A 20,057-nucleotide genomic window follows, 5' to 3' on the forward strand; every position below is an offset into this window, starting at 1 on the left:
TGACCTTGCCCTCCATGGCAACCCTCATCACGCCGTTAACCCACCATCCAACACCAAGGTCTGGCCGGTCATATAGCGGCTATCATTACCTATCATAAAAGCACTGACTCGAGCGACTTCCTGCGCACTTCCCAAACGCCGTAAAGGTATCTGTTTACGCAATCCTTTTAAGGCATCGGCAGGCATGTCGCGCGTCATATCGCTGTCGATTACCCCTGGCAATAAGCAGTTAACTCGAATATTAAAGCGGCCCATCTCAAGCGCCAGTGAGCGGCCAAGGCCAATCATCGCCGCTTTACTGGCACCATAAGCGCTCTGTCCGATATTACCTTTTATCGCGGTCACCGAGGACATCAGCAACACGGCACCTTCGCCCTGCATCATCATTGCTGGCAAAACATGCTTATTCCAGTAGAAAACCGCATTCAGATTGGTGTCCAGCACATTGCGCCAGTTATCACCATTCTGCTGAATATGTAAGCTGTCACCGCTAATACCGGCATTATGAATTACCGCGCTGGGTGGGCCATATTTTTCTAACAATTGCGGCGCGAGTGCATCGACATCCGCTTCATTGCTGCCGTCACAGCGATAGCGGGTCACCTTACCGGGTAGCCCTTCACAGCTGTCGATAACATCGCGGCTCTGTTGCTCACCATTGCGCCAGGTAAACACCACATCCCACTCTTTAGCCAGTTCTTCGACCAAGGCGCGACCAATACCACGGCTGCCGCCGGTAATTAACACCCATTGCTTGCTCATAATATTATTTCTTTTGCTCGGCCAACTTCTGGCAAAGCTCTCCTAAAGTCATGTCCGGATTTTCCATAAACATTTCAGCATTCAGCGTCGCGCCGAATTCGCGCTTTGCCAGCACCATCAATTCGACATAATCCAGACTGTCGAGTTTTAACTGATGCAGTGGCATTTCAGGTGACAATGCAGACATCTCTAAGTCTTTGGCGTCACACAACATTTCACATACAGTGTCATAAACGTGTTGATACTTTTCCATGATCTTATCCTTTTTTAATGCGCGGCTAACGGCCACGTTTTCAATGTTACAGCTGTGGTCATTAATGGCCCTAAGTCGGAACGGGCCGCAATAGCCGCGCGCAATACCCAGCCATCATTCGGGTTGCCGACAATCAGTGTCGGCTCAATGGCGTAGTGCAATGCACTGCGGACAAATAGATTCGGGTTATTGATGCGCAGTAAATCCGCACTGAAATGCACATCATGGTGAGTCTGGATAACCGGCACATACTTGAAAACATCAATCAAGGTTTCTGCTTCAATCCCCGGTAACACCTGTTTGGCGGTAGCCAGTGTTTGCGGCGCAGCAACCAACAATTTAAACAGCAGAGCATCAAAAAACCCCCAGCATTCAGCTGGTTGTGATGCATCATCCAGGAATTGCTGGCTTGACTGGAAAACCTCGTCCGCAGACAAAGAAACCCAATGTTCATTGTCAGTTTGTACCAGTGCGGGCGCACTGCGCAGCTTGCCGTTAAAGCAATTCTCACCGCTGCTAATATCAATCAGATTGCCACTCACCTGCTCGGGCATTTGACTGACTTGCAGCTGATACGGCATATGGCACTGTACCGGTTGGCGTAAGCGGGCGTTAAAACGCAGAAACTCCACTGGCGGCAATACCGGCAATAACGCCGTGCTGAGCTGATATTTGATATCCAGCATGGCGCGCATGCCGTGGACAGTCAGTTGTTCCAGCCCCAAATGCTGCGCATGTTGCAGATCAAAATGGATCGGGTTGTAATCGCCGGAAAACGCCGCCCAACGTTCCGCATCATTGAGGTTGTAGTTGTAGTTAAACGTCGTGTTAACAGTCATGCTTAATCCAACCCGATAACCAATGCGGCATTCGCGCCACCAAAGCCGAAACTCAGGTTTAGCGTGTTGCGCAAAGCTTTTGGCCGATGCCCTTCGCTGATGTAATCAAGGTCACATTGCGGGTCGGCATTTTTCAGATTACAGGTCGCAGGCATTATCTGATGCGCCAGCGCTTGCAGACAGATAATAGATTCAAAGCTGCCCGCCGCCGCAATCAAATGGCCGGAATAGGATTTGGTGCTGGACAGTGGCGTAGTATAAGCCGCAGCGCCAAAGGCCTGTTTAATGGATTGGGTTTCATTCAGGTCATTAAGCTGAGTCGAGGTGCCGTGCAAGTTCACGTAATCAATCTCATCGGCGCTCAAACCCGCTTGTTGCAAAGCGTGTTGAATCGTTTTCACCCGTGCAACCCGGTCTTCCGCCGGTGCAGTGAAATCAAAGGCATCGGAATAGTTACCGTAACCTTTAATTTCGCCGAGGATGTTGGCACCACGGGCAATCGCCCCTTCCCGCTCTTCCAGACATAGCACCGCCGCGCCTTCGGATAATACAAAGCCGTTTCGGTCCAAACTGAATGGGCAGCTCGCTTTGGTCGCATCTTCTTGCTCGCGCGCCAATGCACCTAAAATATCGATATTCCACACGGCCGCATCACTGCGCAGAGATTCACCCGCCCCCGCCAACATCATTGATGCTCGCCCGCTACGGATGATTTCAAATGCATCGCCAATTGCAATGGTGCCGGTGGCACAGGCAGCAATCGGGGAATTCTGATAGCCGCGCAATCCCCAGTACAAACTGCAAGCGGCGGTACCGGCATTAGGCATCGACAAGAAACAGCCGAACGGCGTGCCCAGCCCAGTTTCCAAATAACCTTCATAGTTATCGTGAGTTTCATCCTGCCCGGCCCAGCCGCTGCCGATAATGGTGCCGCAATCGAGCAAATCATAATAATCTGCGACAGATTTCTCAGCGAACGCCATCTGCATCGCTTCGCGGGCCGCGGCCAATGCCAACCGGGCATAGCGCGGCAGGCGGCGGCGTATAGCCGCAGGAACTGATTTCAAATTGGGTTCCGCATCCAACAGGCCGAAAAAGCGCGATTTAATGCCCTGCTCGGATTTATCGTAATAACGATAACCTAATTTGTTATCCATAATCGCGGCCCAGCTTTGCTGCGCGCTCATGCCCAGAGGAGTTACCGAGCCGTAACCGGTGACAACAACCCGGCGCTGTTTAACTGTATTCGTCATGATTTAATTCCTTTACTGTCCCTGCTGTTATCAACACCGCCACCTAATGCCAACCACAATTTCATGGTGGCATTTAAATAGTTATATTGAAGTTCGAGCAAACTGGTTTCACTGGTCAGCAGGGCATCCTGCGCGTCCAGTAAGGTCTGAAATGAAACGGCACCTGCTTGATATTGGCTGTTCGTCAGGCTGAGCCGACGCTGGCTAAGTTGCAGGTTCTGCCACTGATTCTGTTTTTGCTGCTGATAACTCAGCCGCCCTATCATTGCGTCATCAACATCTTTCAGTGCGCTGTAGACTTTGGTGCGGAAATCGACCGCGGCTAATTTCACCTCCAGCTTTGACTGGTCGATGGTGAGCTGCACCCTGTTCCACTGCAAGAAAGGCAGCGCGCTGTTGACACTGAGTGTCCGGCTCGGATTGCTAAACCATTGTGAAAACACCGCGCTACCAGCATCTAATGTGGCACCCAGCGAAAGTGTCGGGTAGAAATTCAGTTTTGCCACATCAGACCCGGCTAAGGCGGCGCGCAAGCGCCACTCGGCCGCCTGTACATCCGGGCGCTGGGCAATAACTTCTAGCGGTAAACTGGCGGCAATCGGCACCTGTTGCTGTAAATCCAATGACTTACGCTCCGCTTGACGATAATTAGGGGCGCGGTTAAACAGCAAAGCCATGGCGTTACGCGCCACTTCGCGCTGCTGCTCCAGATTTTGATACTGATTTTGCCTATCCAGCAAAGCTTGTTGCGCCTGCAACAACTCGATTTCACTGGCATCCCCCGCCGCCAAGCGCGAGCGCACAATCTTGAGGGTGTCTTGCGAGATAGCCAGTGCCGTCTGTTGGTAATCTAACTGCTGATTAAATTTCGCAATCTGCCAATAGAGATCGGCGGTGGTTCCAATCAATAACAGCGCGGTGACCTGTCGATCCTGTTCAGTCGCATTGACCAACCATGCGGATTGCTCACGAGCGCGGGCCAATTTACCCCATAAATCCAGCTCGTAACTCAAGCCAAACGAGGTGCTATAACTTTCGCGCGGCCCAGTATTCTCATTCAGTGATCGGGTATTGCTGCCCGCGCCAGTCAAAGTGACATTCGGGGTCATATTGGTATTGGTCAGCCCGGCCGTCAAACGTGCTTGCTGTAACTTCAAGCCCGCCGTGGCCAAGTCATTATTACTGACCAGCATGCGGCTGATGCTTTCTGATAATTGTGGATCGTCGAAATTTTCCCACCAGTGCACACTGTGATGCAGGTAACTGCCGCCACTGTCTTTAATTCGCCATTCGTCGGGAATCGACACCATCGGGCGCTGATAGTCACTTTTCAGTAATGCGCCACAGCCCACCAGCACCAAGCTCATCATTAGCACCAGGCTTTTAAATAACACTAAGCTTTTAAATAACATGGCGTTAATTAATCTTTTCATTCTCGTGCCAATGCCTCTGTAGGGTGTAAACGAGCGGCATTGCGCGCGGGGAAAAAGCCAAAACCTAAGCCGATAAGTGCAGAGAAACTGCAGGCCATCACTAACGGCGGCCAGGTGAAGATCATGGTGAATTCTTGGGTAACCCACGAGAAAACCACCCCTGCCAGCGCGGAGCCAATAATGCCAATCAGGCCACCGAGAGTACAAATCACCACCGCCTCAATCAGGAACTGGGTCATGATGTCACTCGGGCGGGCACCTACCGACAGGCGGATACCGATTTCATGGGTGCGCTCAGTCACCGACACCAACATGATATTCATCACGCCCACCCCACCCACCAGCAGTGAAATCGCGGCAATGGAGGTGATCAGCAGCGTCATCGAATCAGAGGTTTTCTGAATGGCTCGGTTCATCTGGTCATTGCTCAGGATGAAAAAGTCCCGCTGACCATGCGCCCTGTCGAGCACCTTTTCGATGTCGCGTTGCACTTCATTCAGGCTGTAGTTTTCACCAATCTGCACGGCTATAGATTCCAGCGGAATATCACCCGAAATTCGCTCAGTGAGAGAGGTATAGGGCATCCAGGCCGTCAATAATCCGCCATAGGACGAACCGGCGCGCTTAGCAATACCAATCACCCGCAATGGGATGCCGTCCAGTTGGACAATTTCGCCAATAGGATCTTGCCCGGCAGCAAACAGGGTATCGCGCAGCTCGGGTTGCAAGATGACCACCGGCTCGCGGGAGTTAACATGATGTTGTGTCAGGCTATCGCCGGCCATAATATTCAGCCCGCTCGCCTTGAAGAAACCCTGGCCGACCCCGGAGAGCAAAATCATCACTTGTTTGTCGCCATGGATCGCCGTCACCGTTTTACTGACCACGGGCGACAGATTCTCGACATAGGGCTGGCGGCTGAGTAAATCGACATCCGCCACACTGAGGGCGCGCTCAAAATCAGGGCGCGGCTTATCCCAGCCAAGTCCTGGGCGAATCTCCATATTACTGATACCCAGTTGGCTGATTTCACTGAGGATTTCCTGACGTGCGCCTTCTCCGACCGCCATGGAAGAAACCACCGACGAGATGCCGATAATGATGCCAAGCATGGATAAAAAGGCGCGAATTCGGTGACCCAATAGGGCGCGCCACGCCATCTTGATAGCTTCTCTCACACTCAACCACCAGTGTGGGCGGCCTGTGGCGACCGGGCTGGGCAATGCGGCGTGAATGGCGGTTGTGCCGATAGCCTCATTATTGCGATCCGCAATGATTTCACCGTCACTAATCTCGATGATACGCTGCGCCTGATTGGCGATATTGCGGTCATGAGTCACGATAATAATGGTGTGGCCGGACTGGTGCAGGCCGTGCAAAATGCCCATCAACTCCTGCCCGCTGGCGCTGTCGAGTGCGCCGGTCGGCTCATCGGCCAGAATAATCCCGGCACCATTCATCAGCGCGCGGGCAATACTCACTCGCTGTTGTTGCCCGCCCGACAACTGTGCCGGTTTGTGCAACAAATGCTGGCCCAGCCCCAGACGGCGCAACAAATAAGCTGCGCGTTCCTGACGTTCGGCGGTGGTCATCGCGGTATAAAGTGCCGGGATCACCACATTCTCCATTGCCGTGAGGTACGGCATCAGATGATAGCGCTGAAAAATAAAACCAATGTATTGGCTGCGTAATTGCGCCAACTGTTCACTGCTGGCCTGCCGCGTCGGGATGTTGTGGATTGACATCTCACCCTGCGTCGGTTTATCCAGACAGCCGATGATATTCATCAGCGTCGATTTACCCGAGCCGGAAGCACCAATAATCGCCACCATCTCGCCACTGTGAATTGACAGCGAAATATCCTTAAGCACCGCCACCGACTCTGTGCCGGAGGTAAAATGACGATAAATCCCCTTGAGTTGAATCAATGGGTCGCGGTTAGCATCTGCGGTATGAACAGTTTCAGCGCTATGAACAGTATCAGCGCTATGAACAGCATTAATCTGCATTGTTAGCTCCCGACGGCGTCCCCGTCAGCACCACCTGTTCACCCGGTTCCAGCCCCTCTTTTACTTCGGCATATTGGTCATTACGCAAGCCGAGCAACACCCAACGCACCGTGGTTTGCTGGCTTTTGCTGCCGCCATTATGACTAACAACCACCCGATAACGTTTATCCGGCTGTTGTTCACCAAGAGCCGCCAGCGGCACCCGCAGCACATTTTTTGCCTGTGCGGTAATGATGAATACTTGCGCAGTCATTGAGGTGCGTAATAGCCGCTCACTGTTGGCGATATTGAATATGCCATTGTAATAAACCGCAGAAGGTTGCTGATTGGTCTGTGGCGCGGTGCTGTCTTCGCGCAAACTGTCGGCAGAAGCCGCCTGAATAGCCCCCATCTGGCTTTCATAGCGGCGCTCGGGGTCAGCCACCACATAGAACCATAATGGCTGGCCGACACTGACTTTAAGAATGTCGGTTTCTGAAATACGGGTGTTGACTGTCATGGTATCGACATTCGCCAGCACCAGAATGGTCGGTGCCGTCTGTGAGGAAACAATGGTTTGCCCCTCTTTGGTGACGATGCCCAACACTTCGCCGTCAATCGGCGCCATAATCCGCGTAAAAGCTAAATTAGCTTTTGCCGTTTCCCGCGCGACCTGGCTTTGCTCAATCAAAGCTTCGTTAACGCGTAATTGCGCTACCTGACTCTCGTATTGCGCCTGCGCTTTCTCTAACGCACTTTTCACGCCCGCGTTTTCCGCTACCAATGTTTGTTGACGGCGCAACTCCAACTGATATTGGCGTAACAGGGCTTGCGCCACTTGTTTTTGCGCCTGCGCACTTTGTAATTCGGCTTCTGACTTGCGCAATTCATTCTGTTGCAAGGTTGGGTCAATCTCCGCCAACAGTTGACCACGGGTCACGCGGTCGCCCTGTTTGACATAAAGTTTGGTTAACTGCCCGTTAACCTGCGCACCCACATTAACCTGTAATGACGGTTTTAAACTGCCGGTCGCCATGACGTACTTTTCAATATCACCGCGCCCAATGGTTTCGGTGAGCGGCGGGGCATCTTGCTGGCTACCCGATAATGACAGCGCAATCCCAATCCCGCTGGCAACCAGCAGCAACACGAATATCAGCGCTAAACGCAGTTTCTTGTTCGTCATAGTGATATGCATCAGTTAACCGCCGCAGGTGTCAGGCGATTTGACGTCGCTGGCTGAGAAAAATGTGCCAACTGGCCGTCATCCAAGCGGACAATCTTATCAAACAGTGGCAAGACACTTTCACTGTGAGTCACGGTTATCAATGTTTTCTGATATTCACGGCAATGGGCCAACAAAGCCTGCATCACCAGCTGGGCGGTGTCTTCGTCCAGATTGGCAGTGGGTTCATCCAGTACCAATACCGGGCAATTGCTGTACATGGCGCGAGCCAGTAATAACCGCTGGCGTTGTCCCAAAGAGAGTGCCGCGTGGCTTTCGCGCACCAGCGCACTGAGACCACCTGGCAACTTATTGATAACTGAAGTTAATTGCAGCCCTTGTAATGAGCGCTCGATACGTTGAAGTTTATCGGTGTCCAGATTCCCATCAAACAAAGTGATGTTTTGTAATACCGAGGCATTAAACAGAATGTCTTCCTGACTTTGCAGGAAAAACAGCGCATGGGCCTGCTGGAAATCGACAGCTTCGCCATCGACCAATACCTGCCCTTCTTGCGGCGGCATCAATCCCGCCATCACTTTCAGCAAGGTACTTTTCCCGGCACCGGACTCACCGATGATCGCCACACTTTGCCCGCGTGTCAGTGACAAGGACAAATCGCGCAATACCGGCTGGCTGGCGTCGTAGGCAAAACGAATATTCTGATAAACCAGCTTATGCGCAAATGTTGGCGGCGCTGTTGGAATTGCTGAACTCTTCTCTGACGGCGTTGACTGCCCGGTAGGGAACAGGTCACGCGCGCGGATATCAATGACGTGCAACTGGTTTTTTTGCAAAATGGCATAGAAAATCTTGGTGATGTACGAGGTGAAAATCTCGCGCACGAAACTGTAGGCAAAGAATTCGCCCAAGCTCAGTGTCCCCTGCTTCAACAATGGCAAAGCCAGCAGCATAAAGAACACCATTTCCAGACTGCCAATCAGCTGATACAGGCTATTTTTAACCTGATCGTAGATTTTCTTCTTCTGTAACGCCGTGAACAATGATAGTGCCAGGCCCGCAAACACCCCTTGGCGTTGGCTGGATAAACCGGCAGATTTAATGGTGGAAAAACCTTGAATGGTTTCCAGAATAAAATCACTTTGCTCAGCACTTTTTACCTGCAACTGCTGGGTGTAATAGCGGTCACGATAGATGGCCCAAATACTGATAAGCCCCATCAACATAACGCCGATAGCAGATACCATCGCCAACAGTGGGCTCATATAGCACATCACTGCCAGCGCGATGGCACCGATTATCCAGTCGGTACGCAAGCCGTTATCCAGCTCGATTTTTTGGGTGGCGGCCATCTGCCAGTTCGAGAACCGGCTGAAAATGTCACCCGGCGCGCGCTTATCAAAGAAGTTAAGCGAGTGGCTCAGTAAGCGGGAGAAACCGGCGACACTGTTAAGCACCACAAAGTGTTTGATATAACGCTCAGTGATGTATCGCACGCAAAAGGCGAGTGAAGTGGACACCACAAACGCCAGGAGGAAATAGAAATAAGGGAAATCTTTATCGCCCGCAGAAGAAAACACGTCATTAATAGCGCTGCTGACCATGGTCGGCATAATAAACAGTGTCAGGGAGATAAGAAATGCCAACGTCATCAGCCAGTAAATACCCCGAACACTGGCGGTTTCTTTCAAACTCATGCAGTCGAGCGCACTGAGCCGCTTGCTGTGTTCAATCTTCTTAGCCGCTTCAGGGTCCGCAGGTGTTTCTGAGTCAAGCACCAGTGCGTAGCCGCTGATTTCTGCTTTTAATGCATCCATTGGCAATAATTGCTGCCCGATAGCCGGGTTCATGACACAGACATAATTGCCTTTACGGTAGGCGAGCAAGACATAATGGTTTGCGCCATAGTGCAGAATGGCTGGCAGCGGTAAAGCCGACAATTCCTGATGTTCAAACACCACCGGATAAGCCGGTATAGCCAACTCAGATAAAATAGTACAAAGCGTAGCCAGTGACGTGCCGTGCGCAGAGGCAGGATAGCGCTCCCGTAAGCTTTCCAGCGGTGCGTTAATGCCTTGCGTCTGTGCCAGCATCGCAATACAGGCCAAACCACACTCATTGGTTTCGCTTTGAAAAACTAACGTTGGGATTATCTTTTCCATTTTCTACTATTCTTCGTAAGTGACATTATTCATTAATAAAAAATAATGAATGTGAGTGCCATAACAGCCAATCTTGCGGATGCTGCGTCATTGATGTTTCAATCAATTCAGGTAATTTACTTTTTATTTCCCGCGCACTAAGCGCAGGATAAATATGAATTTTTATTTCTTTGTCGTAATACAGATAATAAAAAACCACCTGCGCTGACAGTGCTCTGGCAAGGCGAATAATGCCGCTGTGCAAATTGGCAGGGCGGCTAAACAGCTGGCAGGGCATTTTTGCCGTTTCTGCTGGCTGGTTATTGACGGTGTAATCCGGCGTAATATCCGGAAAAATCATAATATTCCGCTTATGCTCGGCGGCTTCCATGATGGCGGCCATCAAGTTACCGGCGATTGCACGACTGTCAGCATGGATAGAACAATAGGAAATATTCACTCCGCCCATTTGCCGCGCCTGCTCTTCATAAGCTTCAGCACTGGCTGACACCACCACAGTGGCCTGCCCCGGATAAGCCCCCGCACCCACCATGCCCGCGAGCACATCAGAAACCATGTGCAGCGGCGCGAGAATAACCGGCGAACCGGCTTCATGTAGCGCACTCACCTGGCTGTCTAACTGCTCAGTACAGGCGGCTAACTGCGCTAAAATTCGCCGATTTTGACCATAAGTTGCGGCCAGCTCCAACACCTGACGGCGCTGTGCGGTACGAATAAAATTCTGTGCCGATGGGCGATTGTGACTTTCTAATAGACACTGGCTATTCGCCGCCGCCACCCGCGCCAGATTTTTCTGATGCCGTGAAACCAAACCTAAAGCCCGGCGCAAAGCGCCGAGCATCAGTAAGAAACGATAATCACCGTGCCGCAACAGCCAGATAGCTATTTTTCCCTGCCAGCGGGCGAGTAAGCGCCCACTAAAAGCCAGTTTGTCGAGCTGGTTTCTCCAGGCGAAATAGCTCCATACGGCTAACAGTCTCATTATTTCTCCAGCGCCTTATCGTGCTCGAGTAATGACAAGAGATGATCTGAGAACGCCGGGAATTGACGATCCTGTAGCGCTAGCCATTTTTTACCCACAATAAAGGTCGGAGTAGCATCAATTTTGTAATGTGCGGTCACCGCCGTCATATAGGCTAGCAACTCTTTCACTTCAGCTGACTGGCTCACTTGCTGATATTTGGCAACATCAATGTCATTGGCTTTTAGCCAGATTTCGAGCTGGCTGTTATCGCTCAGGTCGATGTTGTCTTCGAGCACCGCTTTGTAAGCGCTTTGGCGATGCTGCGGTTCAATACCCATGACAGATAAGGTCGCGAAAACAGGTGCAAAACGCCCCAAGCCGGTGGTTTTATCGCTGCTGATATGCAGGCGAACAAAACGCGTCCCTTCTGGCATGCGGTTTTCTAATTGGGTCACATTCTCTTCATTGATGGCGCAGTAATGGCAGCCATAAGAGAAGATCTCGATAATCGTTTTATCGTCTTTGATTGGGCTGTTTTCAACTTCACTGCTGCTGACAGCGAATAGGGTTTCCTGTTCATCCTGATTAAGAACGAAATAGTGGAAATAGGCCGTTGTTATCAATGAAGAAATAAGGATAACTAACAGTGTATAGCCTATAAAAAATCCCTTACTCCTAAACATATTATTTTCAGTAGACATAGATTCAGTTCTATTCACAATCAGAGTTCAGGTAAGACATAAACAGAATCAAATAACATTTATGCCCACGAAATAATCTTTCTAACATTCAATTAATGCGAAAATTCTTGAATTTAAGCATCAGTGACACATTTAAAGAAATAAATCAGGTAAGTACAGAAATCCCTCCCGCACTTACCTGGGATACTATTAAATATCGATAAAAATTAACGAATACTTAATTTATATATTATTTGCAGTTAGCAATGTTGCTAGCTGTAGCTGTACGGCTAGTCACTTTACCGTGTTTGTCAGTACAAGTAGTAATAGCCTGACAAGTCAAAGTAGTGCTACCTGACAACCACTCGTAAGTATCTTTACAAGTTACGCCAGTACCGCCAACGATTGTATTTGCTTCAGCCATGTTCATTTTTTTCATGAGAAAAATCCTTAAAGGAAAATAAAAAATTTATAGCCTATTATTTAATAGCCCATTGAAGTATGCGTTTTAATCTTAAGTTTTATTGCTAACAACCATTAATTTAACGCAGTGAATTTATACTATATTAATGTAATGCATTACAACTAAAATATAACATTTATTTAATTTTAAATTATATATAAATAAATGCCACGGGAGCCTGCTGCCATAATGAAATAACAGTAAATCCACCCGAGTTACGAATATAAAAATAGCGAATTTAAAGCGCTATTTTATATTCATAATAATCATGTACTCAGCCAATGAGTACATATGATTCTGTATTTAGAGGTAGGACATAATAACCACTCCACTACCACTAAAGGTGCCCGCATCAGGTAATCCCACCGAATGAAGTGTTGATTCAATCGGGAAAGGTGTCTGCCCCGCGGCTGCGTCTATCGTGACACCATTGTATAGATCTTGCCCTGACATTTTTAATGTTGAGGTCAGTTTGCCACTTTGTCCAAGGTTGATACTTTTGCTACCTACCAGAGTTAATTTCAGCGATGTTCTGACTGTGCATTTGATGTTTAATGGCTCACTTTTTATTGCGCCATCAACATTCTGTTGATTAAGTGAACCATAATTGATATAGACATCACCGGTAATTTCACAGGTTTCTGGGGTCGGTGGAACCGCGCCACAATAAGAGCCGGGAATAACCCTACCACTGGTATTACCATCATTCGAACCTTGCCAATACATCACACCAAAGCAGCTGCCAGCCGCACGCAATGGCTCAGTTGTTACAGTACCCCAACTCCCCGACACCCCATTTTTAGCCACAAAGGCCGCTCTCATCACTTCGGCAGTCGCGCCCTGAGAAACAATAACTCGCGTCAAGGCATTGGATGGGTTACCACATATTTCAGCATTGGCCGCTGTCGAGTAGTGACATATCGCCACAGAACAAGATGCAGCAGTACAAAGTGTCCCCTGCATTTCTTCGCTCGGCCAAGAGTATGTTCCTTGGTATTGTTGTCCGACCCGCGTTTGCGTCGAAACCCAAGCACTGGCCTGGCTATAAAGTGGAAATAAAAACAGCACGCAAGCAATTAGCCAGAAATATTGGCTACTTAAGCGCATATTAGGCTGTGTCATTCGTTTAAGTTCCATTGTCTCTATCCGCATATCGGCATTTAAGCTGTTGATAATGAGTTTCAGCGTTAACATATTCGTATTGAAATAAAATTAATGGGGAAATCACATTAATAATATTGCAGATTAAATGTTGCGACGGCGCTGAACTCACCGCGTTTAATCGTGCGTTGCGTTATTGCATCTGGCTCACCCTGAACATAAGCTTTCAAGGTAATAATGTTGTTGCCTGTATCAAGTGCAATATCATCACTCGACTGATTAAGGGGCAAAGCTTTCCCAGCCAATGTTTCAAGACCAATGGCTATTCCGACATCATTACCATCGACGGACAATAATCCGGGTAATTTAAGATTATCATTGCCTGTAAACTTAATATTGGCCGTTGTACCCAGGCTAATGTCACAATCAACCAGGTGTATTTGGAATTGTTTTCCCAAAGTACGCTGATTCGAATATAGGTATTTGTCGACTACCGTACCGAAATTCAAACTAATGGCTTCATCACCTGGGCGAATGGTGCAGGGTTCGGCAACTAATGCGCCATGAAAACGCATATTATCAGCAGCCGATGCCGGTATAGCCCAAAAAATATTCAGAATCAGAATACTTAAAATAGTTCGCCCACGGCGCATCAGCTGATTTAAATTAGTCATCATTTGATCCTATTGATAATCCACTAATAATGTAGCGGTGGCCTCAAAACTGCCTTCACTTAATGTTGCGCCCGTCGCCTTAATAGGAACGGCTTTAAGTACCGGCGGGTTATCTTTGTCATAAGCAACGCGGGTATTCAGCGGAAAAGAAACGCCATTTTTCATAATACGGATACCCAGGTTCCCAACATCAGTTTGTATTGCTGCGGGGTCAAATGTAGCAACAGATGCGCTCACGATCGTGATACCCAATGCCAAACTGCCACCGACCGTTTCACAAGTAATGCTGTAAGGCACTGTCTGGGTATAATTGATGCCATCAATTTTGTTCACACCCAGATTTTCCCCAAAAGGTACATCAATAATTATCCCCCCATTAATCACACAAGGGGCGGGGTTAATTAATGTGCCCGAGAACAGCATGTTGTCCGCATAGGCCAACGTACTACCAACAACCAGCACTACTGCAACTGAACAGCGTGGAATAAGTGAGTTAATTTTCATTATTGATACTCCACAACCAGAGTCGCTGTGCCGGAAAAATAGCCGGTGCTCAACGTCGCATTTGTTTGTTTGATCAGTACCGCCTGCAACAAAGGAACATTCGGATAGGTAAAATTGGTTGTCGCGTTAAGTGCAAGTGGCTGCCCATCGCGCATCAATTTGATCCCCAAAGCTGAATTGCTGGTTTTCAAGAGACTGGTATCAAAAGTCGCACCATTCCCCTTAATACTTATTTTCAGCGCATTAGATGCTGCCGCAGTACAGTTCAGCGTATAGTTCACCGGCTGCATGTAGTTGACACCATCAATATTGGATGTCAGGACGCTATCGCCGAAATCGACGTTAATCGTGTTGTTGCTGTTAATCTCACAAGGCGGTGCAGCAAAAATAGTGACTGAAACAGTGACTGTTGCCGTCTTAGTTAGCGCCCATGCAGAGCTGCTTAACAATAATGTCATCACTGCGGCCGCCGTCCCTGCAATGGCTGTCATCTTAATGATGGACATCATGGCCATCGGAGTCAGCCGGGTAACTATTCCCCTAAAAACAACAGTCATCCCATATTCCTTATTCATTGTTCAGCCTGACATCCGCCCAGTCTTTTTATGCAGCGCCCAGAAATACACCGTTACTTGATGCTTTCAACCACAGAACACGTGCTACCCGTGCAACCAAATACCAATTTTGGTCGGCCACCAAAATCATTGACATAAGTCAGCACGGGTTTACTACCCAATGCGCCGGCACTGACATCCAACATACCCTGCGCTTTTGGCGCAATCATAAGTGGCTTGAAGCCCGCAGCTGTTTTCCCGGTTTTGCTCTCACTGGCATCGACCAGTGTGATGTAATACGGTGTCGGGTTATTAACCTGGTAACGATCGCCCTGACGAGTCAGCTGTAACTTTTCCTGCCAAGGTGTCGACATATCGGCCTTTTGGGGCACGATGCCCACTGGGCGGTAGAAAAGTTTGATGCGCGTTTGCAAAGCAATTTGCAAAGTATTGGGCTTGTCCGAGCGCGGTGGAATTTCACGCAAGTTAAAATAGAACAAGGTTTCCCGGTCTTGCGCCAACTGGCTCACCGCTGGCAAGGACTGTATTTTTAACTGACTCATTGCACCGGGTTCTACACGCTGAACCGGTGGAACCACCGTCAATGGTGAATTGATCTTGTTACCCTGTTCATCTTCAATCCAACCCTGCGCCAGATAAGGCAATTCCTTATTCTGGTTGCTGATATTCAAGCTAATGGACTTATCGCCGCCATTAAGAATGGCCCGAGTTCTATCCAGTGCAATCGCTGCTGTTGCTTGCTGAGTCATAAGTGCCGTCACCAAAATCGTGGTGATACGCAGTTTGTTATTCAATTTCATTACTTTTTCCTTCGAATTAATTTTTGTCAGAACCGGGTGGCACCGAACATTTTCTCTTCTCGGAACCCGCGGTTATCCACAGGTTCATTACTAAAGCTTTCTACTCTGATGCCGGGGGCTTATTCCCCGCCGCTATCGGCTGGCAAGGCAGCAGTAGATTCGCCAGTATTGCCGGAGAAAGTGCCTTCGGTAGGGTGATGCTGCATTGCGCCTTCCCATTCCAGTTTACTGACATAGTTTCACCGGTTTTTATCCCACTGAGATAAGTGGAACCGTCGTCGTTAACAATGCCGGTCTCTTGCTTATTTTCATTTAATACGGTGGCCCCAAATGGCGGTGAGGTGCCATCTGCCATGCGTATCATGGCCATCGCTTTTTCGCCGGAAATCACATTAAAGCGGCGATAACCAATAGCACCTTCAGTCAGTGTGACCTGTGCTACGGTTCCTCTGGCTTCAACATCATCCGCCAGGTTATCAATATCTATACTGGCCCGGTTGCGGTAATAGCTGTTCACATCACCGACCACCGCTTTACCAAACCTGTTGGTGCGTATTGACGAGCCATATCCCTGAACTGGAACACCGGATACCCCTTGGGTATCAAGTAACAGTCGGGTTCCACCAAGCGTATTCACCCGATGTAGAGCCCCGCCTTCAGCCGTAATAGTCGCCCCGCCCTGAACACCGACACCGACGGAAGAGTATTGGCCTTCCTGATAACTGGCATTGGCGTTAATATCCGCGCTACTGCCAATGTGATTATAGTTACCACTGACCAACGCGCCGCTACGTGCTACACCGGTATTGACCTGGTAGTTGTTATGGGCATCTATGCGATCGGAATACCCCACTCGCTGGCTGTTTTCACGGCCATTGACTGACGCGCTATAACTGATTGTTGCCGTGTTGCCAATCGGCATAGACAAGGACAGATACACCCCATCATCATTGCTTTCGTTATAACGGTTCCGGAAAGCCGAGAATGTCATACTGACGTTTTTCACTTTGCCAATATCAAAATAGCGCGAGAGTGACAGGTTATAGCGGTCATTCGCCGAGCGATCCCAATATGTTTGATGGCTATAGTTCAGATACGCGCTCAGCCCCAGATCCTGAAATTGCTGGTTGAAGCTGATGGTGTACATCTCTTTATTGCCGCCCACGGTATTACCGCGATAACGTGTGTCGAGATATTCCGTCATGCTCATAAAATTACGTTCAGAGAAGCGATAGCCAGCAAATGTCACCTGACTGCCTGTTTCCTGAAAGTTTTTCGAATAGTTGACTCGATAAGAGCCACCACTCAAAGTGCCTTTCTCGGGTAAAGTGGCCCACGATTGGGTCATATCAACCGACACTGCACCAAATTCCATCAAGTCACGGCCAATCCCCATGGATGCCGCTTGATATTCGTTTTCACCGCTGATCCCACCACCAAACAATGACCAGCCGCTATTGATCCCCCAGGAGAATTCCCCGGTACCAAATACCGGCCCTTCAGAGCGATGCCCGATACTCGAAGGCTTACCTGCAGCCACGCGGTAGCGCACCATACCAGGGCGGGTCAGGTAAGGAATACTGGCGGTATTCACCTGAAATCGTTGAATTTGTCCATCAAGCTCTTCTACTCGCACATCCAACGTTCCAGAAACAAAACTGTTCAAGTTCTGGATGCGGAAAGGACCGGCAGCGACCAGTGTTTCACTCAACACTCGCCCTTGCTGACTCACAATGACCCGCGCATTGGTTCGGGCAACACCGGTAATCTCAGGTGCATAGCCACGCAAATTCGGCGGTAACATATTGTCATCCGTCGCCAGGCTAGCGCCGTTGAAGCGGAAGCTATCAAAGATGGCGGAGTTCAGAAAATCTTCACCCAGCGTCAACTTAGCACCCAAATTCGGGATAGCGCGATAGGCGTAATAACGGCTCCAATCCCATTGGCGTTCAGTCGGTGAACCAGAAACCTGATCAATTCGGCTCTGCCAATCAGCACGTAGGCGCCAGGCACCTAAGTTAGCGCCGGTGGTTCCGTTCCCGCTCAAGGTGTTATTGCTGGTATTGCTCTTTTGCTGGCGGTTCAACTGGCCTAACAGGTTATAGTCAAACAGCACACCGGGAAGACCGTCTTCCCAACGAGATGGCGGATCCCAATCCGGTTCGCTGTATTCCAACCAAGCTTGCGGCACACTCAGGTGCAGCGATGAAGTGGCCAAATCGCCCTCCACAGTCAAGCCGGGCAAGCTGCTGATATCCAGACATTCCCCATCACGCGACCAGGTTAGCTTTTTGAAGCTATCTTCTTTCAATGCCAGTAATTCAATTAACTGAGGTGATAAACACGCCTCACTTTTTTTGGGATCTTTCTCAGAAACATAGAATACAATCGGCTGTTCACTGAGTTCCTGCTTATTCATACTAACCAATAAGTTATAACTCCCGGGCATGATATAACCGCGTTGGGAGAACTGGCTCAGGTCAAAGTTAGCGCGATCCTTGGTATCCAGCACATCTGTATTAAACTGAATATCATCACTAGCAAACACACCATACGCATTGCCACTTAATGCAACAGCAATCAGAATTCGCAATAAATCACGACAGGCAATACCGGAGGTAATGGAACGAGCGGATACCATGGGATATGTCACCTTACTCATTGAAATCAGTAATAATCCAATTTGAAACGAACGCTAGAATGATAAGTTCCAGCACGCAGCATCTTGCCATTGCCCACTAACCGCAGGGCATAATTGAGTTTCAGATCAGCAGGGATGATATTTATTTCCGGTGATGCTACCCCTGGAGTTGATGCATTGCCTTTATCATCAATGATTTGCATTGCTACTCCTTCGGCTTCTCCGTAAACCGCAAAATTATTACCGTCCGCGGCACCATCAAATGTCACGGCAAAATGTTGCCGGTTCGATTTGTCTGGATCGGGATGAACTATCGTGCAATCTAGCAAACGGATCGCAAAGGGATGGTCATCTCCAACGCCGTTTTGAACCAACTGACCGATAGGCAGAATTGCCATATCAATGGTTTGTTCCAAACTTCCTGGATCTATAGCGCAAGCGGTATCAGTAATACTTCCTTCCATACTCACGCGGCCCCAATCTGTTTTCATGGGATCAGCCATTACCGGAAGACTCAGCAATGACGCCATCAGTAAGGAAGGAGGCACTATCAAAAAAAATGACTTGGACATAAATCACCTAACTCATCCAGCACGTATCTTTCTCAAGAGAAAAAGACATGCGGAAAAATCCGCATGTCGAATTAGAAAATGATGCTTATTGGTAAGCCAGCGTGAAGTCAGCTACGCTTGAGAAGCTACCTGGTTTGATAGCGTCAGATACAGTGCTGCCCTGCAGGTAAGCAGAGAATGCCAGGGTGTTGTTACCATTAACCAGGGTATGGTCAGCAGTCGCAGTACCCAGTTTAATAGCTGTACCAGTACCATCAACGATTGCGATACCAGCACCTTCAGCTACACCAGTGATACCCAGCAGGCCAGGAACGGCTGATGACTCATCACCGCCGAAAGTGGTAGTTACAGTTTTCAGCGTAGTAATGTCACAGTTTTCCAATTTGATTTGGAAATCATGTGCAGATGATTTGCCGCCATTCTGCAGTGCCACGTTAGAGATCTGGCCCATTTCAACAGTCTGTGCATCAGAACCTGCAGCGATTGAGCAAGGTGCATCAATGATAGAACCATTGAAAGTTACAGTACCTTGACCTTGGTCAGCAGCGTTAGCCACAGAAGCAAAACCCAATACCAAAGCTGCAGCCAAAATCGTTTTATTCATTTTCATTACATAATTCCTTTATACACAATTAAAGTTTTGCCCGCTGATTTACCTTAATAAAATCAAGGTAAATACCGCATCGAAGTTGTTTTAAACATAAGTTTTCATGCAGTTTCTTGTTGTAAAAATACAAGAAGATAAACTACGAACTGCTTAGAGCTATAAAGTCATAATGGAGACGTTGAAGAACGCCTACATCTTAATAAATTATTTAAATAACGATAAAGCCCTTTTGTTCGACGCAGATAATACAAATATAGTGCTCTACTTGATAGCTATTTAATTCAATAGATCAAAATTCAGAGTCTTTATCTTAATTAACTAATTTAAAACAATAATATCGATAACTTTGATCGAAAAACATTGCACCCTCGACACATACCACTACAGAAATGAGCAAATCGACACATTAGATCGCTAAAAGTCATTTTTTCAAAATTAATGATTGCTTATTCCATAAGTCAAATTATAATCGACATTAAATCCTTATAACTTTAATGTAAAAAGCAGAAAAAGCTTAGTATCAATACATTTAAACCTTGCCAATACTTTGTGAATTGCAGAGGAAAGCGAGGTTTTTTTATATATTATTATTTGTAACTC

19 protein-coding genes are annotated in these 20,057 nt (G+C 48.4%); all 19 read right to left on the reverse strand.

Annotated elements, in window-relative coordinates:
• Positions 1–27 precede the first annotated feature (27 nt).
• The 19 genes from FTA91_RS00730 to FTA91_RS00820 all read right to left on the reverse strand — a co-directional run bounded on the left by FTA91_RS00730 (position 28) and on the right by FTA91_RS00820 (position 19,460).
• A complete protein-coding gene (locus tag FTA91_RS00730) occupies positions 28–762 on the reverse strand; it encodes an SDR family NAD(P)-dependent oxidoreductase (protein WP_050114114.1) in 735 nt (244 codons plus the stop codon).
• Between the two features lie 4 nt (positions 763–766).
• The gene (locus FTA91_RS00735; RefSeq protein ID WP_038635910.1) at positions 767–1,015 is read right to left on the reverse strand and encodes an acyl carrier protein; all 249 of its coding nucleotides are present in this window, start codon (positions 1,013–1,015) and stop codon (positions 767–769) included.
• A 14-nt stretch (positions 1,016–1,029) separates the two neighbouring features.
• Entirely contained in the window at positions 1,030–1,854 is an 825-nt protein-coding gene (locus FTA91_RS00740) for a MaoC/PaaZ C-terminal domain-containing protein (protein WP_145582774.1), read from the reverse strand.
• Between the two features lie 2 nt (positions 1,855–1,856).
• The gene (locus FTA91_RS00745; protein WP_050114111.1) at positions 1,857–3,107 is read right to left on the reverse strand and encodes a beta-ketoacyl-[acyl-carrier-protein] synthase family protein; all 1,251 of its coding nucleotides are present in this window, start codon (positions 3,105–3,107) and stop codon (positions 1,857–1,859) included.
• Positions 3,104–4,540, reverse strand: a complete 1,437-nt coding sequence (locus FTA91_RS00750; protein ID WP_328592889.1) for an efflux transporter outer membrane subunit — start codon at positions 4,538–4,540, stop codon at positions 3,104–3,106. The genes FTA91_RS00745 and FTA91_RS00750 overlap by 4 nt, the downstream gene beginning before the upstream one ends.
• Positions 4,537–6,549, reverse strand: coding sequence for an ABC transporter permease (locus FTA91_RS00755; protein WP_050114109.1), 2,013 nt, complete (start codon positions 6,547–6,549; stop codon positions 4,537–4,539). Before FTA91_RS00755 ends, FTA91_RS00750 begins: the two co-directional genes overlap by 4 nt.
• Positions 6,539–7,726 carry an efflux RND transporter periplasmic adaptor subunit gene (locus FTA91_RS00760; protein ID WP_050114108.1) on the reverse strand — a complete coding sequence of 396 codons (1,188 nt, stop codon included), beginning with the start codon at positions 7,724–7,726 and terminating at the stop codon, positions 6,539–6,541. The genes FTA91_RS00755 and FTA91_RS00760 overlap by 11 nt, the downstream gene beginning before the upstream one ends.
• Positions 7,726–9,876 carry a peptidase domain-containing ABC transporter gene (locus FTA91_RS00765; protein WP_145535036.1) on the reverse strand — a complete coding sequence of 717 codons (2,151 nt, stop codon included), beginning with the start codon at positions 9,874–9,876 and terminating at the stop codon, positions 7,726–7,728. Before FTA91_RS00765 ends, FTA91_RS00760 begins: the two co-directional genes overlap by 1 nt.
• Positions 9,877–9,901: 25 nt before the next feature.
• Positions 9,902–10,858, reverse strand: coding sequence for a lysophospholipid acyltransferase family protein (locus FTA91_RS00770; RefSeq protein ID WP_050114106.1), 957 nt, complete (start codon positions 10,856–10,858; stop codon positions 9,902–9,904).
• Entirely contained in the window at positions 10,858–11,523 is a 666-nt protein-coding gene (locus FTA91_RS00775) for a DsbA family protein (RefSeq protein ID WP_050114203.1), read from the reverse strand. Before FTA91_RS00775 ends, FTA91_RS00770 begins: the two co-directional genes overlap by 1 nt.
• A 247-nt stretch (positions 11,524–11,770) precedes the next feature.
• The gene (locus tag FTA91_RS00780) at positions 11,771–11,959 is read right to left on the reverse strand and encodes a DUF4762 family protein (protein ID WP_050114104.1); all 189 of its coding nucleotides are present in this window, start codon (positions 11,957–11,959) and stop codon (positions 11,771–11,773) included.
• Positions 11,960–12,286: 327 nt separating this feature from the next.
• Positions 12,287–13,120, reverse strand: a complete 834-nt coding sequence (locus FTA91_RS00785; protein WP_072082575.1) for an MrpH family fimbial adhesin — start codon at positions 13,118–13,120, stop codon at positions 12,287–12,289.
• A 92-nt stretch (positions 13,121–13,212) separates the two neighbouring features.
• Positions 13,213–13,758, reverse strand: a complete 546-nt coding sequence (locus tag FTA91_RS00790) for a fimbrial protein (RefSeq protein ID WP_050114101.1) — start codon at positions 13,756–13,758, stop codon at positions 13,213–13,215.
• A 9-nt stretch (positions 13,759–13,767) separates the two neighbouring features.
• Positions 13,768–14,262, reverse strand: a complete 495-nt coding sequence (locus FTA91_RS00795) for a fimbrial protein (RefSeq protein ID WP_050114099.1) — start codon at positions 14,260–14,262, stop codon at positions 13,768–13,770.
• Entirely contained in the window at positions 14,262–14,819 is a 558-nt protein-coding gene (locus tag FTA91_RS00800; protein ID WP_050114097.1) for a fimbrial protein, read from the reverse strand. Before FTA91_RS00800 ends, FTA91_RS00795 begins: the two co-directional genes overlap by 1 nt.
• A 71-nt stretch (positions 14,820–14,890) precedes the next feature.
• Positions 14,891–15,637, reverse strand: a complete 747-nt coding sequence (locus tag FTA91_RS00805) for a fimbria/pilus periplasmic chaperone (RefSeq protein ID WP_186366591.1) — start codon at positions 15,635–15,637, stop codon at positions 14,891–14,893.
• A 100-nt stretch (positions 15,638–15,737) separates the two neighbouring features.
• Positions 15,738–18,278, reverse strand: a complete 2,541-nt coding sequence (locus FTA91_RS00810; RefSeq protein ID WP_174635229.1) for an outer membrane usher protein — start codon at positions 18,276–18,278, stop codon at positions 15,738–15,740.
• A gap of 26 nt (positions 18,279–18,304) precedes the next feature.
• A complete protein-coding gene (locus FTA91_RS00815; protein ID WP_042562677.1) occupies positions 18,305–18,808 on the reverse strand; it encodes a fimbrial protein in 504 nt (167 codons plus the stop codon).
• Between the two features lie 127 nt (positions 18,809–18,935).
• A complete protein-coding gene (locus FTA91_RS00820; protein ID WP_050114091.1) occupies positions 18,936–19,460 on the reverse strand; it encodes a fimbrial protein in 525 nt (174 codons plus the stop codon).
• Positions 19,461–20,057 lie beyond the last annotated feature (597 nt).

The organism is Yersinia thracica (assembly GCF_902170565.1).
Lineage (GTDB): Bacteria > Pseudomonadota > Gammaproteobacteria > Enterobacterales > Enterobacteriaceae > Yersinia > Yersinia thracica.

Bases quoted from the DNA above. Each gene is read 5' to 3' on its own strand.
- FTA91_RS00730 (WP_050114114.1), bottom strand. From the start codon at position 762: ATGAGCAAGCAATGGGTGTTAATTACCGGCGGCAGCCGTGGTATTGGT.
- FTA91_RS00735 (WP_038635910.1), bottom strand. From the start codon at position 1,015: ATGGAAAAGTATCAACACGTTTATGACACTGTATGTGAAATGTTGTGT.
- FTA91_RS00740 (WP_145582774.1), bottom strand. From the start codon at position 1,854: ATGACTGTTAACACGACGTTTAACTACAACTACAACCTCAATGATGCG.
- FTA91_RS00745 (WP_050114111.1), bottom strand. From the start codon at position 3,107: ATGACGAATACAGTTAAACAGCGCCGGGTTGTTGTCACCGGTTACGGC.
- FTA91_RS00750 (WP_328592889.1), bottom strand. From the start codon at position 4,540: ATGAAAAGATTAATTAACGCCATGTTATTTAAAAGCTTAGTGTTATTT.
- FTA91_RS00755 (WP_050114109.1), bottom strand. From the start codon at position 6,549: ATGCAGATTAATGCTGTTCATAGCGCTGATACTGTTCATAGCGCTGAA.
- FTA91_RS00760 (WP_050114108.1), bottom strand. From the start codon at position 7,726: ATGCATATCACTATGACGAACAAGAAACTGCGTTTAGCGCTGATATTC.
- FTA91_RS00765 (WP_145535036.1), bottom strand. From the start codon at position 9,876: ATGGAAAAGATAATCCCAACGTTAGTTTTTCAAAGCGAAACCAATGAG.
- FTA91_RS00770 (WP_050114106.1), bottom strand. From the start codon at position 10,858: ATGAGACTGTTAGCCGTATGGAGCTATTTCGCCTGGAGAAACCAGCTC.
- FTA91_RS00775 (WP_050114203.1), bottom strand. From the start codon at position 11,523: ATGTTTAGGAGTAAGGGATTTTTTATAGGCTATACACTGTTAGTTATC.
- FTA91_RS00780 (WP_050114104.1), bottom strand. From the start codon at position 11,959: ATGAAAAAAATGAACATGGCTGAAGCAAATACAATCGTTGGCGGTACT.
- FTA91_RS00785 (WP_072082575.1), bottom strand. From the start codon at position 13,120: ATGGAACTTAAACGAATGACACAGCCTAATATGCGCTTAAGTAGCCAA.
- FTA91_RS00790 (WP_050114101.1), bottom strand. From the start codon at position 13,758: ATGACTAATTTAAATCAGCTGATGCGCCGTGGGCGAACTATTTTAAGT.
- FTA91_RS00795 (WP_050114099.1), bottom strand. From the start codon at position 14,262: ATGAAAATTAACTCACTTATTCCACGCTGTTCAGTTGCAGTAGTGCTG.
- FTA91_RS00800 (WP_050114097.1), bottom strand. From the start codon at position 14,819: ATGACTGTTGTTTTTAGGGGAATAGTTACCCGGCTGACTCCGATGGCC.
- FTA91_RS00805 (WP_186366591.1), bottom strand. From the start codon at position 15,637: ATGAAATTGAATAACAAACTGCGTATCACCACGATTTTGGTGACGGCA.
- FTA91_RS00810 (WP_174635229.1), bottom strand. From the start codon at position 18,278: ATGGTATCCGCTCGTTCCATTACCTCCGGTATTGCCTGTCGTGATTTA.
- FTA91_RS00815 (WP_042562677.1), bottom strand. From the start codon at position 18,808: ATGGCGTCATTGCTGAGTCTTCCGGTAATGGCTGATCCCATGAAAACA.
- FTA91_RS00820 (WP_050114091.1), bottom strand. From the start codon at position 19,460: ATGAAAATGAATAAAACGATTTTGGCTGCAGCTTTGGTATTGGGTTTT.